The organism is Brachybacterium timonense, assembly GCF_900258505.1.
In the GTDB taxonomy this organism is placed as follows: Bacteria; Actinomycetota; Actinomycetes; order Actinomycetales; family Dermabacteraceae; genus Brachybacterium; species Brachybacterium timonense.
Genome location: NZ_LT984895.1, coordinates 1,589,028 through 1,603,185, shown reverse-complemented (window position 1 = coordinate 1,603,185; position 14,158 = coordinate 1,589,028). Strand labels below are relative to the sequence as shown.

13 protein-coding genes are annotated in these 14,158 nt (G+C 66.6%); 5 read left to right on the top strand and 8 right to left on the bottom strand.

Going from position 1 to position 14,158, the window contains the following annotated elements; all coding sequences use genetic code 11:
- Window positions 1-23: 23 nt before the first annotated feature.
- Window positions 24-1,628 (bottom strand): ABC-F family ATP-binding cassette domain-containing protein, encoded by a 1,605-nt coding sequence (locus C8271_RS07080; protein ID WP_106506715.1) that lies wholly within the window; start codon window positions 1,626-1,628, stop codon window positions 24-26.
- A 210-nt stretch (window positions 1,629-1,838) separates the two neighbouring features.
- Between C8271_RS07080 and ald the strand changes: the two genes are divergently transcribed.
- Window positions 1,839-2,957, top strand: coding sequence for an alanine dehydrogenase (gene ald, locus C8271_RS07075; RefSeq protein ID WP_106506714.1), 1,119 nt, complete (start codon window positions 1,839-1,841; stop codon window positions 2,955-2,957).
- 81 nt (window positions 2,958-3,038) lie between these two features.
- On the opposite strand, the gene C8271_RS07070 is transcribed toward ald, so the two are convergent.
- Genes C8271_RS07070 through C8271_RS07045 form a run of 6 tightly spaced genes read right to left on the bottom strand, consistent with a single transcriptional unit; the run spans window position 3,039 to window position 8,122 of the window.
- The gene (locus C8271_RS07070) at window positions 3,039-3,371 is read right to left on the bottom strand and encodes a metal-sulfur cluster assembly factor (protein WP_106506713.1); all 333 of its coding nucleotides are present in this window, start codon (window positions 3,369-3,371) and stop codon (window positions 3,039-3,041) included.
- Window positions 3,372-3,411: 40 nt separating this feature from the next.
- Entirely contained in the window at window positions 3,412-4,170 is a 759-nt protein-coding gene (sufC, locus tag C8271_RS07065; protein WP_106506712.1) for a Fe-S cluster assembly ATPase SufC, read from the bottom strand.
- Window positions 4,171-4,201: 31 nt separating this feature from the next.
- Window positions 4,202-4,531, bottom strand: coding sequence for a Rieske (2Fe-2S) protein (locus tag C8271_RS07060; RefSeq protein WP_106506711.1), 330 nt, complete (start codon window positions 4,529-4,531; stop codon window positions 4,202-4,204).
- Window positions 4,531-5,859, bottom strand: coding sequence for a Fe-S cluster assembly protein SufD (gene sufD / locus C8271_RS07055; RefSeq protein ID WP_106506710.1), 1,329 nt, complete (start codon window positions 5,857-5,859; stop codon window positions 4,531-4,533). The genes C8271_RS07060 and sufD overlap by 1 nt, the downstream gene beginning before the upstream one ends.
- Window positions 5,859-7,286 carry a Fe-S cluster assembly protein SufB gene (gene sufB, locus C8271_RS07050; protein ID WP_106506709.1) on the bottom strand — a complete coding sequence of 476 codons (1,428 nt, stop codon included), beginning with the start codon at window positions 7,284-7,286 and terminating at the stop codon, window positions 5,859-5,861. The genes sufD and sufB overlap by 1 nt, the downstream gene beginning before the upstream one ends.
- On the bottom strand, window positions 7,283-8,122 hold the full coding sequence (locus C8271_RS07045; RefSeq protein ID WP_106507939.1) for a helix-turn-helix transcriptional regulator: 840 nt from the start codon (window positions 8,120-8,122) through the stop codon (window positions 7,283-7,285). Before C8271_RS07045 ends, sufB begins: the two co-directional genes overlap by 4 nt.
- Before the next feature lie 200 nt (window positions 8,123-8,322).
- Here C8271_RS07045 and C8271_RS07040 point away from each other — a divergent pair, with 200 nt between their 5' ends.
- The 4 genes from C8271_RS07040 (at window position 8,323) to map (ending at window position 12,046) form a co-directional block, all read left to right on the top strand.
- Window positions 8,323-9,243, top strand: coding sequence for an ABC transporter ATP-binding protein (locus C8271_RS07040; RefSeq protein WP_106507938.1), 921 nt, complete (start codon window positions 8,323-8,325; stop codon window positions 9,241-9,243).
- On the top strand, window positions 9,240-10,070 hold the full coding sequence (locus C8271_RS07035; RefSeq protein WP_106506708.1) for an ABC transporter permease: 831 nt from the start codon (window positions 9,240-9,242) through the stop codon (window positions 10,068-10,070). Before C8271_RS07040 ends, C8271_RS07035 begins: the two co-directional genes overlap by 4 nt.
- Window positions 10,071-10,199: 129 nt before the next feature.
- Window positions 10,200-11,258, top strand: a complete 1,059-nt coding sequence (locus tag C8271_RS07030) for a COX15/CtaA family protein (RefSeq protein ID WP_106506707.1) — start codon at window positions 10,200-10,202, stop codon at window positions 11,256-11,258.
- The gene (gene map / locus C8271_RS07025; protein WP_106506706.1) at window positions 11,255-12,046 is read left to right on the top strand and encodes a type I methionyl aminopeptidase; all 792 of its coding nucleotides are present in this window, start codon (window positions 11,255-11,257) and stop codon (window positions 12,044-12,046) included. The genes C8271_RS07030 and map overlap by 4 nt, the downstream gene beginning before the upstream one ends.
- Before the next feature lie 15 nt (window positions 12,047-12,061).
- Here map and C8271_RS07020 read toward each other — a convergent pair whose 3' ends face one another.
- Window positions 12,062-13,999, bottom strand: a complete 1,938-nt coding sequence (locus C8271_RS07020; protein ID WP_106506705.1) for a 1-deoxy-D-xylulose-5-phosphate synthase — start codon at window positions 13,997-13,999, stop codon at window positions 12,062-12,064.
- Between the last annotated feature and the right edge of the window lie 159 nt (window positions 14,000-14,158).

The following is a 14,158-nucleotide window of genomic DNA, read 5'->3' as shown; positions in this document are numbered from 1 at the left end:
GAGTGCTCGCGGAACGGCGGGCGTCAGGCCAATTCGATGAGCTCCTCATAGGAGGCGTTCCACAGATCCTCGACGGCGTCGGGCATCACCAACACGCGTTCCGGTGCCAGTGCCCGCACCGCCCCGGGATCATGCGAGACCAGCACCACGGCGCCTTCGAAATTCGCGAGTGCTCCAAGGATCTCCTCGCGGCTGGCGGGGTCGAGGTTGTTCGTTGGCTCATCGAGAAGCAGCACGTTTGCACTGGAGACCACCAGCGTGGCAAGAGCCAAGCGCGTCTTCTCACCACCGGAGAGAACCCCGGCAGGCTTGTGCACATCATCCCCGGTGAACAGGAACGAGCCGAGCACCTTGCGGGCCTCCACCTCAGGCATGTCGATCGCCGCGCTCATCATGTTCTCCAGCACCGTGCGGTCTCGATCCAGGGTCTCATGCTCCTGCGCGTAGTAGCCGATCCGCAGCCCATGGCCCGGCACGATCTGGCCGGTGTCCGCGGCATCGACGCCCGCGAGAATTCTCAGCAGCGTGGTCTTGCCTGCGCCATTCAGGCCGAGCACCACCACGCGGGATCCGCGGTCGATCGCAAGATCCACATCGGTGAAAATCTCTAAACTGCCGTAGGACTTCGACAGTCCTTCGGCGCGCAGCGGTGTTTTACCGCACGGGGCCGGGGTCGGAAAGCGCAGCGCCGCCACGCGGTCCTGCTGCCGTTCTCCTTCGGCACCTTCCAGGAGTCGCTCCGCGCGGCGCAGCATGTTTTGCGCCGCCACCGCCTTGGTGGCTTTCGCCCGCATTTTCTCCGCCTGCGCGGTCAGCGCACTCGCTTTCTTCTCCGCGTTCTGGCGCTCACGCTTGCGACGCTTCTCATCATCCTCCCGCTGGCGCAAGTAGAGCTTCCACCCCATGTTGTAGATGTCGATCACCTGACGGTTCGCATCCAGGTAGAACACCTTGTTGACCACGGTCTCCACGAGTTCGACGTCGTGAGAGATCACGATCAGGCCGCCTTTGTATGCCTGCAGGTACTCCCGCAGCCACACCACCGAGTCAGCATCAAGGTGGTTCGTCGGCTCATCCAGAATCATGGTGGTGGCCTGGGAGAAGAGGATTCGGGCAAGCTCTACGCGGCGCCGCTGCCCACCCGAGAGCGTGCCCAGCGCCTGCTCCAGCAGACGATCAGGCAGGCCCAGGTTCGCGGCCATCCGCTTGGCTTCCGCCTCCGCCGCATAACCGCCGCGCGTCATCAGCTCAGCGTCGAGCCTGGCATAGCGGTTCATGGCTTTCTCCCGCTGCGCGTCGGAGATCGACATATCCGCCATGTCCTCTTCGGCACGCCGCAGCCGCCGCATCAGCTCATCGAGGCCACGGGCCCCCAGAATGCGGTGCAGCACGCTCTGCTCATCGTCGCCCGCATGCGTGTCCTGGGGCAGATATCCCAGCTCGCCGGCGACGTCGACGCTACCGGCACTGGGTTGACGATCGCCCGCCAGCACGCGTGTCAGCGTGGTCTTCCCGGCACCGTTGCGGCCCACCAGACCGATCCGGTCACCATCAGTGACCTGGAAGGACACGTTCTGCATGAGCAGACGAGCACCAACTCGGATCTCGAGGTCATGCACGGTGATCACGGCGGCGCTCCCGATGGGGTGATGCGGATCCGGCCCGCGCGACGATCACTGCGCATGAGCCAGGACAGGGTGGGACCGGCCGAGTGTATCGATCACGGCTGGCCTGCCGGGCAGTCAGGACGACTTGTTCTTCACAGATTGTGACGTACAGCATCGCGGGTGTGGTTCCATGGCTTCATCCCGTCATACCGCGTGACAAAGGAGTTGAACATGCTCATCGGCGTGCCCAAGGAGATCAAGAACCACGAGTACCGCGTTGGCCTGGCCGCCGCAGGCGTCCACGAACTGGTGCGCGCCGGGCACGAGGTCGTTGTCGAACGCGACGCTGGCCGGGGTGCAGGCATCGCCGACGAGGACTACGCCGCCGTCGGCGCCACGATCGCGTCCTCCGCTGATGAGGTGTGGTCCCGTGCGGAGATGATCGTCAAGGTCAAAGAACCCGTCGGCCCTGAACACGAGCTGATGCGTCCGGGCCAGATCCTCTTCACCTACCTGCACATGGCACCCGACCGCGAGCTCACCGAGGCTGCCCTGTCCTCCCGTGTGACCTCACTCGCCTACGAGACGGTGCAGCTACCCGATCGCAGCCTGCCGCTGCTTGCCCCGATGAGCTCGATCGCGGGCCGTCTCGCCACGCAGGTGGCCAGCTACCACCTGATGGCTCCTCGCGGCGGCTCCGGTGTGCTGATGGGTGGCATCCCCGGCACTCGCGAGGCCAATGTGCTGGTGATCGGTGGTGGCGTCGTGGGTGAGCAGGCCGCGCGCATGGCCCGAGGTCTTCACGCCAACGTGACCATCATGGATATTAACCTCGCTCGCCTGTCACAGATCAGCCTCACCCACGAGGGCACGATCCTGACCCGGTACAACACGCGCCTGGATCTGGAGGAGCAGGTTCGCAACGCCGACGTGGTGATCGGCTCCGTGCTGATCCCCGGCAAGAAGGCCCCCAAGCTCGTCACAGATGACATGGTGGCCACGATGAAGCCGGGCTCCGTGCTGGTCGACGTTGCGATCGACCAGGGCGGTTGCTTCGAGAACTCACACCCCACGACACATGACGATCCGACCTTCCGGGTGCACGAGGCGATCTACTACTGCGTCGCGAATATGCCCGGCTCGGTGCCGGTGACCGCCACCAGTGGCCTGACCAACGCGACGCTCCCCTATGTGCTGAAGCTTGCCAATCTGGGATGGCGTGAGGCCTGCCGACAGGACAGCGCCCTCGCCAAGGGCCTACACACGGTGGACGGCGTCCTGTATCAGTCCGGCGTCGCCGAGGCACACGACATTGAGTCGGCACCCCTGGAGGATGCTCTGGGAAGCTGACCGCACACAGGAAGGGCCGCCTGAGCTGCACGTCAGCTCAGGCGGCCCTTCGCGTTGTGCGGCGTCAGAGGGCCGATCGACTCAGAGATTGAAGCCGATCGCGCGCAGCTGTTCGCGGCCGTCGTCGGTGATCTTGTCCATCCCCCACGGCGGCATCCACACCCAGTTGATGCGGTGCGCCTCCGTGATGGGGTCCAGCACCGCGAACGTCTGCTCCTCGAGCACATCCGTCAGCGGGCAGGCCGCAGAGGTGAGAGTCATGTCGACCACGGCCTCTCCGTTCTCCACGGTGACCCCGTAGACCAGGCCCAGGTCGACCACGTTGATGCCCAGCTCGGGATCAATGACGTCCTTCATCGCTTCCCACACCTGTTCGGGCGTGGCATGCTCGGCAGGCAGTGTCTCCTCCGTCATGGCCTCTCCTTCCTCATCCCTCGTCGCGTCCGGATCGCGGTCAGTTCGCGGCGGTGAGGTAGCGGTCGTAACCCTCGTTCTCAAGACGCTCGGCAAGCTCGGGTCCGCCCTGCTCGGCCACGCGACCGTCCACGAACACGTGCACGAAGTCCGGTGTGATGTAGTTCAGGATGCGCGTGTAGTGGGTGATCAGCATGATGCCCACGTTCGTGTTCTCCTTGGCGCGATTCACGCCCTCGGAGACGATCCGCAGCGCGTCGACGTCGAGGCCGGAGTCGGTCTCATCGAGGATCGCGATGGCGGGCTTGAGCAGCTCCATCTGCAGGATCTCGTGGCGCTTCTTCTCACCACCGGAGAATCCTTCGTTCACGTTGCGCTCGGCGAAAGCGGGGTCCATGCGCAGGTTCTCCATGGCGCCCTTGACGTCGCTCACCCAGGTGCGCAGCTTCGGGGCTTCGCCATCGACGGCGGTCTTCGCGGTGCGCAGGAAGTTCGACACGGTCACACCCGGCACCTCAACGGGGTACTGCATCGCCAGAAACAGGCCAGCGCGGGCACGCTCATCCACCGACATTTCCAGCACGTCCTCGCCGTCCAGTGTGACGCTGCCCGAGGTGATCTCGTACTTGGGGTGGCCGGCAATGGCGTAGGCGAGCGTGGACTTGCCGGAGCCGTTGGGGCCCATGATGGCATGGGTCTCCCCCGCCTTGATGGTCAGGTCGACGCCCTTGAGGATCTCCTTGGTTCCCTCAGGGGTTTCAACGGTGGCATGGAGGTCCGTGATCTCCAGGATCGACATGGGTGGTTCTCCTTGGTCTGTCAGAGGTGAGTCAGGGGGCGGTGCGCTCGACGTCCACGGTGATCTCACCGGTGGTGTCGTCGACGCTCACCGGATAGACGGTGACGGGCTGGACGGCAGGCAGTTGCAGCGGCCTGCCGGTGGTCAGATCGAACTGGCTGCCGTGCTTCCAGCATTCGAGGGTGCAGCCGTCGACATCACCGTCCGACAGGGCGATGTCGTCGTGGCTGCACCGGTCCTCGAGAGCGTGCACGGCGCCGTCCTCGTCGCGTACGAGCGCGATGTCGTGGCCGTCGATCTCAACGGCCATCACCTCGCCGGGTGCGAGGTCACGCAAGGACGCGACGGGACGCGGGCTCATCAGTTCATGCTCCGAGCAAGTTCGGTCTCGATAGAGGCGAACAGGTGGTCACGGATCTCGGGCACATCGATCTGCTGGATCAGCTCGGCGAAGAAGCCGCGTACCACGAGCCGACGCGCTTCGATCTCCGGGATGCCGCGTGCCTGCAGGTAGAAGAGCTGCTCGTCGTCGAAACGCCCGGTGGCGGCGGCATGGCCGGCGCCTTCGATCTCCCCGGTCTCGATCTCGAGGTTCGGCACAGAGTCTGCGCGAGCTCCCTCGGTGAGCACCAGGTTGCGGTTCAGCTCGTAGGTGTCCGTGCCCTCAGCCTGCTTGCGGATCAGCACGTCGCCCACCCACACGCTGCGCGCGCCCTTGCCCTGCAGGGCGCCCTTGTACGTCGCGTTGGAAACGCACTTGGGGGCGGCATGGTCGGTGAAGAGACGATGCTCGAGGTACTGGTCGGCGTCGGAGAAGTACAGACCCAGGTTGTCGATGTCCCCGCCGGGCTCGATGAGCTCGCCGATCACGTCGACGCGTACGGCTGAGCCGCCCAGGGAGACGACGATGTGCTTGAGCTTCGCGTCGCGGCCCACACGAGAATGATGGGTGGCGATATGCAGTGCGTCATCGTCCCAGTCCTGCAGGGAGATCACCGTCATCTGCGAGTTGTTGCCGACGATCAGCTCGACGTTCTCGTTGTACTGGGCGGATCCGGTGTGGTTCAGCACGAACGTCGCGCTCGCGGACTCCTCGGTCTCCAGCACGATGTGCGCATTGCCGCGTCGATCAGCACCACGACCGGTGATCTCGATGCGGAACGGGTCAGCCACCTCCGTATTCTTCGGGGCCACCAGGTGAACGGCCTGCTCGCTGCGGGCCGACGCGATCGCCGAGGGAAGGTCTTCGGGCACGAGAACCGTGCCGCGCGGCGCCTGACCGATCGCGAGCGTTCCATGCTCTGCGATGCTGCCGGGCAGCTCCACTCGGTGCTCGACCGCGGGATCACCCTCGCGGTCGTCACTGGCGACGTCCTCGAACAGCGGAGCGAAGCGGCGCAGCGGGGTGAAGCGCCATTCCTCCATCGAGGTCACGGGCACCGGATGATCGCTGATCTCGAAGGAGCGTGGGCGGTCCGAGCGGGTCACGTGCTCGCCCTTCGCTGCCGGTCGTGCCTGGCCGGGCAGGGCGATGCCCTCGTCCTCGAGCTGCGGTCCGTCGGCGGGGGCCGGGGCGTCCTTCAGCGCCTCCTGTGCCGGGACCGGGGCGGCACCGGCGGCGCCTCCCACTGCCTCGTTCGCGGCCGGGTCCCCGGCACTCTGCGCGCCGGTCACATCGGTCGAGGTCATCAACCCACACTTCCTTCCATCTGCAGCTCAATCAGCCGGTTCAGTTCGAGGGCGTACTCCATCGGCAGCTCGCGCGCGATCGGCTCGATGAAGCCGCGCACGATCATCGCCATCGCCTCGGTCTCCTCGAGGCCGCGGCTCATGAGGTAGAACAGCTGCTCCTCAGAGACCTTCGAGACCGTCGCCTCATGGCCCATCTGCACATCGTCCACGCGCACGTCCACATACGGGTAGGTGTCGGTGCGGGAGATGGTGTCCACCAGCAGGGCGTCGCACAGCACGGTCGAGGCGGAATGCTCTGCACCGGGCATGACCTGCACGAGGCCGCGGTAGGAGGAGCGACCGCCGCCGCGGGAGACGGACTTGGAGACGATCGAGCTCGATGTGTGCGGCGCCATGTGCACCATCTTCGAGCCGGTGTCCTGATGCTGGTTCTCGCCAGCGAAGGCGATCGACAGCGTCTCGCCGCGGGCGTGCTCGCCCATCAGCCACACAGCCGGGTACTTCATGGTGACCTTGGAGCCGATGTTGCCGTCGATCCACTCCATGGTGCCGCCCTGCTCCACCGTGGTGCGCTTAGTGACCAGGTTGTACACGTTGTTCGACCAGTTCTGCACGGTCGTGTAGCGGACTCGGGCATCCTTCTTCACCACGATCTCGACGACGGCCGAGTGCAGCGAATCCGACTTGTAGATCGGCGCGGTGCAGCCCTCGACGTAATGCACGTAGGAGCCTTCGTCGGCGATGATCAGCGTGCGCTCGAACTGGCCCATGTTCTCGGTGTTGATCCGGAAGTAGGCCTGCAGCGGGATCTCCACGTGCACGCCCTTGGGCACGTACACGAAGGAGCCTCCGGACCACACGGCGGTGTTCAGCGCAGAGAACTTATTGTCCCCGGCGGGGATGACGCTGCCGAAGTACTCCTCGAAGATCTCGGGGTGCTCGCGCAGGCCGGTGTCGGTGTCCAGGAAGATGACGCCCTGCTCCTCGAGATCCTCACGGATCTGGTGGTACACCACCTCGGACTCGTACTGGGCGGCCACGCCAGCAACCAGGCGCTGCTTCTCCGCCTCGGGGATCCCCAGGCGGTCGTAGGTGTTCTTGATGTCCTCCGGCAGGTCCTCCCAGCTGGCGGCCTGCTTCTCGGTGGAGCGCACGAAGTACTTGATGGCATCGAAGTCGATGTCGGACAGGTCCGCGCCCCACGTGGGCAAGGGCTTCTTGTCGAACAGTGCGAGCGCCTTCAGGCGGCGCTGCAGCATCCACTCGGGTTCGTTCTTCTTGGCGGAGATGTCACGCACGACCTCTTCGGACAGGCCGCGACGCGCCGAGGCGCCCGCGTCGTCCTTATCGTGCCAGCCGTACTCGTAGGCGCCGATGGACGAGATGATCTCGTCCTGACTGAGCTGTTCGGGTGCGCTCGTCATGGTGTCCTTCCCTCGGTGAGCGGAACATGGGTGGTGCAGGCGTGCGCACCCTGGGCCAGCGTCGCCAGACGCTGGACGGGCGCGCCGATGATGCGGGCGATGGCGCGGGTCTCGGCCTCGCACAGCTCCGGGTGCCGGGCTGCCACCGCATGCACGGGACAGTGGCCATGGCACAGCTGTGCCGCCATCAGCGTACGGGGCCGTTCCTGCCCGTGGGGCCCGGCGGTACGGACCGGCACGGTCAGCGGCCGAACAGTGGTGGCGAAACCACGCTCGGTGAGCAGGTCAGCAAGGATCTGCAGCTTTTGCGCGGGAGTGATGTCGCGGCCCGCTTCCCGCTGGGCCTCGGCGCGACGCTCGACCTCGCGCTGCCAATCGGCCACTCGTCGCTCGGCGAGGTGGTCGACCGCCTCGGTGCCGCCGCGCGCAGCGAGCTCATCGAGGGCGAGCACGGCGAGATCGTCGTAGCCACCGGGCAACGTCTCGTGAGCCTGCGCGGAGAGCACGAACGCCTTGCTCGGGCGACCGCGGCCACGGCGCTTGACCGGCACGTCATGTTCGGCGATGACGCCCTCGTCCTGCAGCATCGCGAGGTGCCGACGTACCGCGGCACTGGTGAGACCGAACATGTCCGCGAGTCGACGGGCTGTGATCGGACCGTGGGCCGAAATTGCCTCGACCAGCCGATCACGAGTGTCGCGCGGAGCCTCGTGCTCAGTCGGAGCAGCGGACCGTGCCGCGTGGGACTGGGTCACGGAGTGCTCCTTCCGGGCTGAGGACCCGCGACCGCTAGCGCTGAGCTGATACTCATGGCGGCGGCGTAGGGTCTGGTGCATCGGCTCCGCGGGTCGCTCTCGCGGATCTGGTCGATCGTGGCGTGCGCGCTCCTGCAGCGCAACGCCGCCCACCACACGTTATTTCACAATCGCACCATTGCGCAATTCACGGCTGAGCAGCCATCCTGCACGAAAGGAGCATGACGAGATCGTGCTCACAGATGACATGTCCGCCCCGCATCACCTGTCAGACGACGACCATGCCTGACGCAAGCAGTACAGAGAGCACCGCGTATGCCGCGCCGGTGGCGCTCGAGATCACTGATCTGCGCCACACCTACGGCCCGGTGCGTGCCCTGGACGGGATCGATCTGCAGGCGCGCCACGGCGAGGTCACAGCGTTGCTCGGCCCGAACGGCGCCGGCAAGACGACGGCGATCTCCTGCGCCATCGGGCTGCTTCGACCCGATAGCGGCTCCGTGCGCGTGCTGGGGCACGAGCCCTGGCATGCCGACGCGGATCTACGCTCGCAGATCGGCGTGATGATCCAGGATGGCGGCCTCGCCTCCGGGGCTCGCGCGATGCAGCTCCTGCGTTACGGAGCGTCCCTGCACGCTCACCCACTGCCGGTCACGGACTTGGCTGAGCAGCTCGGTATCACCAGCTTCTCTTCGACTCTGGTGCGGCGGCTCTCCGGTGGGCAACGGCAGCGCCTTGCACTCGCTCTCGCCCTGGTGGGCCGTCCGCGCCTGCTGTTCCTCGATGAACCGACGGCGGGCATGGATCCGGCGATTCGCCGCACCGTGCGCGATCTGATCCGCTCACTCGCCGCCGATGGCTGTGCAGTGGTGCTCACCACGCACCTCATGGATGATGTCGAAGAGCTCGCGGATCAGGTGGTCGTGATCGCCGACGGTCGCGTGCTCGCTCGCGGAACGCCCCACGGGATCGTCGAAGCGCACCACCGTACCGACGGAACCGTGGACCTGAGCGCCCATGCGGCAGCCCTCTCCCCCGAGCGGGCCGCTCAGCTCGGTTCCGCGCTGCGCGAAACCGCCGCGTGCCACGGGGTCGACCTGCAGATCTCACAGACCGCCGGTTCGCTTGAAAGCGTGCTCCTTGACCTCACCGGTGCTCCAGCGCATGCCACGCAGCGCGCCGACAAGGAGACGAACCGATGACAACACGCCCCGCCTCCTCCACACAGCCGAGCGACCGGGCTGTACCCCTTGGTTCGGCGCACGACTCCCGCCCACCGGATGCGGGCCCCGCGCCGGCCAGGCGTCGTGTTCTCACACACGCGGCCTTCGAGACCCGCATCATGCTCTCGAATGGCGAGCAGATCATGGTGGCGATCCTCATGCCGCTCGGCGTTCTCATCGCATTGCATCTGCTGCCCGTCGGCCGAGTGGAAGGCGCAGTTCCGCTGCACACCGCGTTTGCCGCCGCGTGGGGAACGGCGGTCGTCTCCTCGTCGCTGACCTCACAGGCCATCCAGACCGGTTTCGACCGTCGCAACGGCGTGCTGCGCTGGGTGGCCACCACGCCACTGGGCCGCAGCGGCTACCTCGCCGGAAAGATCGTGTCCCTGCTGACAGTGCAGGTCCTGCAGATCGCCCTGCTCCTGGCCGTCACGGCGTTGCTGGGCCAGGTGCCGTCCCCCGCCGGGATCGCTGCGGCGATCCCCGTGTGGCTCCTGGGATCGGTCGCCTTCGGTGGTCTGGGCCTGCTCCTGGCCGGGACACTGCGGACCGAGGCCGTTCTCGCGGGCTCGAACGTGCTGTTCGTTCTGTTCGTCGCTGTGGGAGGGATCGCGCTGCCGCCGGTCTCCTTCCCCCGGCTGCTGCGGTCCATCACCGATCTGCTGCCCTCCGGCGCCCTAGGCGATCTGCTGCGTGCCACGCTGGCTGACGGCCCGTTCTCGTGGGGGTCGGCTCTGATCCTGCTGGTCTGGGCAGTGCTGCTGAGTCTGGCGGCTACCCGATGGTTCCGCTGGACCTCTCGGTGACGACTGCTTTGAGCGTCTTCTCAGCACTGCAGCACGCCGTCTATCCGCGCACAGATGAGGCGGATCCCACCTGTGGCCGGTGCCCCAAGCGCAGCGCCAGCCGAGACCTGTCCTCCTAGAATCAACGCCATGACCTCAGCCCCAACAGCGCCGCTGGGTGATGTTGCATCCTCGGCGGTTCCCGATCGCAGCACTCGCCCCGCCACCACCCCGGATCCACGATTCACGGTGGCTGCCCGCGCACGTGCAACGGTTGCAGCGATCGTGTTCTGGGGAAATCTCATCTGCCAGATGGGCATCATCCTGACCGGCGGGCTGGTGCGCCTGACTGCCTCCGGCCTGGGCTGCTCGGACTGGCCGAACTGTGAGCCCGGGCGCTTCACCCCTGAACTCACCCTCGAGTCCGGCATCCATCCGCTGATCGAGTTCGGCAACCGCAGCCTCACCGGCGTGCTGTCGGTGTTCGCCATTGGCGTGCTGCTGGTGAGCTGGCGGTGGCTGCGGCACAAGGGTGCGGGGTTCCTGCGGCTGGCGTGGGCACCGTTGATCGGCACCGCGCTGCAGGCGATCATCGGCATGCTCGTCGTGAAGCTGCATCTGCATCCCGGCCTGGTCAGTCCCCACTTCCTCATCTCCCCCGTGATCGTCGCCTTCTCGACGATTCTGCTGGTGCGTCTGTATGAGGGCGACGGCCGTGCGCGGGCTGCCGTGCCGAGGCCGCTGCTGTGGCTGTTCGGCATGTTCGCCGTGACCGGTTTCGTGGTGCTTGTGCTCGGCACGATCGTGACCGGCACCGGACCGCATTCTGGCGACGCCTCCGAGATCACCCGCATCCCCATGGATCCGCGCATGGCGTCGTGGCTGCATGCTGATGCAGTCATGCTGTTCTGCGGGCTGCTGGTGGGACTCGTGATCGCACTGCACGCGATCCGGGCTCGTCGCGCTGCTCTGCGCGCCGCCTGGGCCATGGTGGCTCTCACAGTCCTGCAGGCGCTGGTCGGCTACGCCCAGTTCTTCGCCGGGCTGCCGGAAGCGCTGGTGGCCATGCACCTGGTGGGAGCCGCCCTGTTCGCTGGCGGCATCGCCTGGGTGGGATCCACCCTTGTCACCTGGGAAGATGACCCGGATCCGCTCACTGAACCCACGGCAGCAACCACACCGACGCAGCGAACGGAGGTAGCCCAGTGATCCGACGTCGACGTCGTCAGCACACACCCGAGCGGCCGACTCTCGAGCAGGCTCAGCCTGCTGGGGAGTTCGTCGGCTCCGTGCTCCACCAGCTCAGTCGCATGGTCGAACCTGGCTGGAACCTGCTGGAGATCGATGCTGAAGCCCACCGCATGATCCACGAAGCCGGCGCGGTCTCCTGCTACATCGATTACCACCCGGCCTTTGGGGCATCGCCTTTCGGGCACGTGATCTGCACGTCGGTCAACGACGGTGTGCTGCACGGCAGGCCGCGCGACCAGATCCTCGCCGAGGGCGACCTGCTGTCCCTGGATTTCGCAGTTTCCCTGAACGGTTGGGTGGCTGATGCGTGCATCTCCTTCATCGTCGGCGACGGCACCGAGGAGGACCAACGTCTGATCGACGACACCGAGGCCGTGATGTGGGCTGGCATCCGTGAGGCCCGCGCGGGCAGAACCGTCGGCGATATCGGCCATGCAGTGATGACCGCTGCCCATGAGCGCGGCTACACGATCAATGACCGTTTCGGCGGGCACGGCGTGGGGCGCACGATGCACGAAGCCCCGTTCGTGCCCAATCGCGGCACACCCGGCGGCGGTGTCGTCTTGGAGGCCGGTCAGACCATCACCGTCGAACCGTTCCTCATGCCCACCTGCGACGAACTGGTGCTCGATCCCGCGGATGGCTGGACGCAGCGATCCCAGGACGGTTCCCGCGGCGCCCACGCAGAGCACACCCTGTTCATCACCGACGACGAACCCATCATCCTCACCGCACGCCGCGGCTGAGCGGGCAGCCCCGGCTCAGCTGAGCACCTGGCGCACAGCGGCGGCGATTCCGTCTGCGTCCAGGCCCTGGTCCGCGAGGATCGCGGCGCGCTTGGCATGAGGGATGAAACGCTGCTCGACGCCGAGCGTGCGCACCGGCGGCATCGGGCAGCTGACGCTCGACCTCTGCGCGAGGCGCTGAGCAAGCGCCGCTCCAATCCCGCGGGCGGCCACGCCATCCTCGAGCGTGACCACGCTGCGAGCAGTGCCGGCAACGTTCACGAGCTCATCCCCCACGGGCAGAGCCCGCACCGGGTCAACGACCACCACGTTGGCTTCGCCAGAGAGCGCATGGGCCGCAGCCACGGCTCGATCGGCCAGCGCGCCGATGCTCACCACAAGCGTGTCGATCGGGCGTGAGAGATCACCAGCGAGCACGTCGCCCGCGGGGCAGGTCCCCACAGCGTTGAGGTCCTCCGGGCAGGCCCCCTTCGGGAAACGGACAACGGTGGGGCCGTTCGTGTCGATCGCCTGCTGCAGTGCCTCCTCAAGGCGCCTGCCATCGCGCGGCGCCCACAGCTGCACGCCGGGAACCTGCGCTGCCACGGCGAGGTCCCAGATGCCGTGGTGGCTGGGACCGTCATCTCCGGTCACGCCGGAGCGATCCAGGGTGATGGTGACGTCCTCGTTGTGCAGAGCAACGTCCAGCAGCAGCTGATCAAAGGCACGGTTGAGGAACGTCGAGTAGAGAGCCACCACGGGTTTCATGCCGCCGTGGGCAAGACCCGCAGCGGTGTCGAGGGCGAGCTGCTCGGCGATGCCCACATCCAGCACACGGTCCGGCATCTCACGCTGCATCGGGGTGAGTCCGACAGGGTCCACCATCGCGGCGCTCACGGCGATGATCCGCTGGTCCGCGCGGGCCGCCCCGAGCACCGCCTCGCCGAGCCGAGCGGTCCACGTGGTCGCCGGGGCTGGAGCATCGGACGGTGGGAAGGTCTCCGCTTCCGTCGGAGGCTGCACCTCGAAAGGGCCGGTGGAGTGCCAATGGTCCACCACATCCGCCTCGGCGCGCTCGAAGCCGGCGCCCTTACGGGTCAGAACATGTAACACAACGCCCGCCGTCGTCGGATCCTCGGCGACACCGCGAGCTTCCCGCAGCGCCGACGCAAGAGCATCGAGATCATGCCCATCGACGGGGCCCAGATAGGTCAAGCCCATATCGGTGAACATGTCGGTGCCCTCGGGCACCTCACCGCGGCGCAGCGCCGCCAAATGACCGGCCATGCCACCGATCGTCGGGGCGTAGGAGCGTGTGTTGTCGTTGAGCACCACGAGGGTTCGGGTGCCGATATCGGATGCCACCTCATTGAGCGCTTCCAGGGCGACACCACCGGTCAGGGCGCCATCGCCGATCACGGCGGCTGTCACGCTCGGTTCACCACACATGCGCCGGGCACGCTCAATGCCGTGGGCCCAGGCGATGGAGCCCGAAGCGTGGGAGTTCTCCACCACATCGTGCTCGGACTCCTCGCGCGCCGGGTAGCCGGAGATTCCGCCTGCGCTGCGCAGGCCGGTGAGGTCCGCGCGGCCGGTGAGCATCTTGTGCACGTATGCCTGGTGGCCGGTATCGAACACAATCGCTTCGCGAGGCGAATGCAGCTCGCGGTGGAGGACGATGGTGAGCTCGACAACGCCGAGATTGGGGCCAAGATGGCCACCGGTACGGGAGGTGACCTCCACGAGAGCCCGCCGGATGGTGCGTGCAAGACCGGGAAGCACCGACGGGTCCAGCGCCCGCAGCGCATCGGGAGAGCTCGGGATAGGGGTCTCGCATCGATCCGCCGTAGCCGCGTGCGGGGCGTTGACGCCACCGCTGGGGTCCTCGACGGGAAGGGCTCCATGCCCCTCGAGCATTACGTCCTGCACACCGGTGCTGTCGGACACGGCCTCGAGCTCCTGGGTCCTCGCCATCGATGAACCTCCTGCGGGTGGACTGCGGGGCAACCCCGACAGCGTACGCCGGCTGACCTGGCGCAACGGCACGCATGATCACATCTGTGCACATCTTCACGGGGCGTTCACGACGCCCAATCACCGTCTGCACGTCGGTGCGCCAGTGCAGAACAGCTG

Bases quoted from the DNA above. Each gene is read 5' to 3' on its own strand.
- C8271_RS07020 (WP_106506705.1), bottom strand. From the start codon at position 13,999: ATGGCGAGGACCCAGGAGCTCGAGGCCGTGTCCGACAGCACCGGTGTG.
- C8271_RS07035 (WP_106506708.1), top strand. From the start codon at position 9,240: ATGACAACACGCCCCGCCTCCTCCACACAGCCGAGCGACCGGGCTGTA.
- C8271_RS07060 (WP_106506711.1), bottom strand. From the start codon at position 4,531: ATGAGCCCGCGTCCCGTCGCGTCCTTGCGTGACCTCGCACCCGGCGAG.
- C8271_RS07040 (WP_106507938.1), top strand. From the start codon at position 8,323: ATGCCTGACGCAAGCAGTACAGAGAGCACCGCGTATGCCGCGCCGGTG.
- ald (WP_106506714.1), top strand. From the start codon at position 1,839: ATGCTCATCGGCGTGCCCAAGGAGATCAAGAACCACGAGTACCGCGTT.
- C8271_RS07030 (WP_106506707.1), top strand. From the start codon at position 10,200: ATGACCTCAGCCCCAACAGCGCCGCTGGGTGATGTTGCATCCTCGGCG.
- C8271_RS07045 (WP_106507939.1), bottom strand. From the start codon at position 8,122: ATGCACCAGACCCTACGCCGCCGCCATGAGTATCAGCTCAGCGCTAGC.
- C8271_RS07070 (WP_106506713.1), bottom strand. From the start codon at position 3,371: ATGACGGAGGAGACACTGCCTGCCGAGCATGCCACGCCCGAACAGGTG.
- sufB (WP_106506709.1), bottom strand. From the start codon at position 7,286: ATGACGAGCGCACCCGAACAGCTCAGTCAGGACGAGATCATCTCGTCC.
- sufC (WP_106506712.1), bottom strand. From the start codon at position 4,170: ATGTCGATCCTGGAGATCACGGACCTCCATGCCACCGTTGAAACCCCT.
- sufD (WP_106506710.1), bottom strand. From the start codon at position 5,859: ATGACCTCGACCGATGTGACCGGCGCGCAGAGTGCCGGGGACCCGGCC.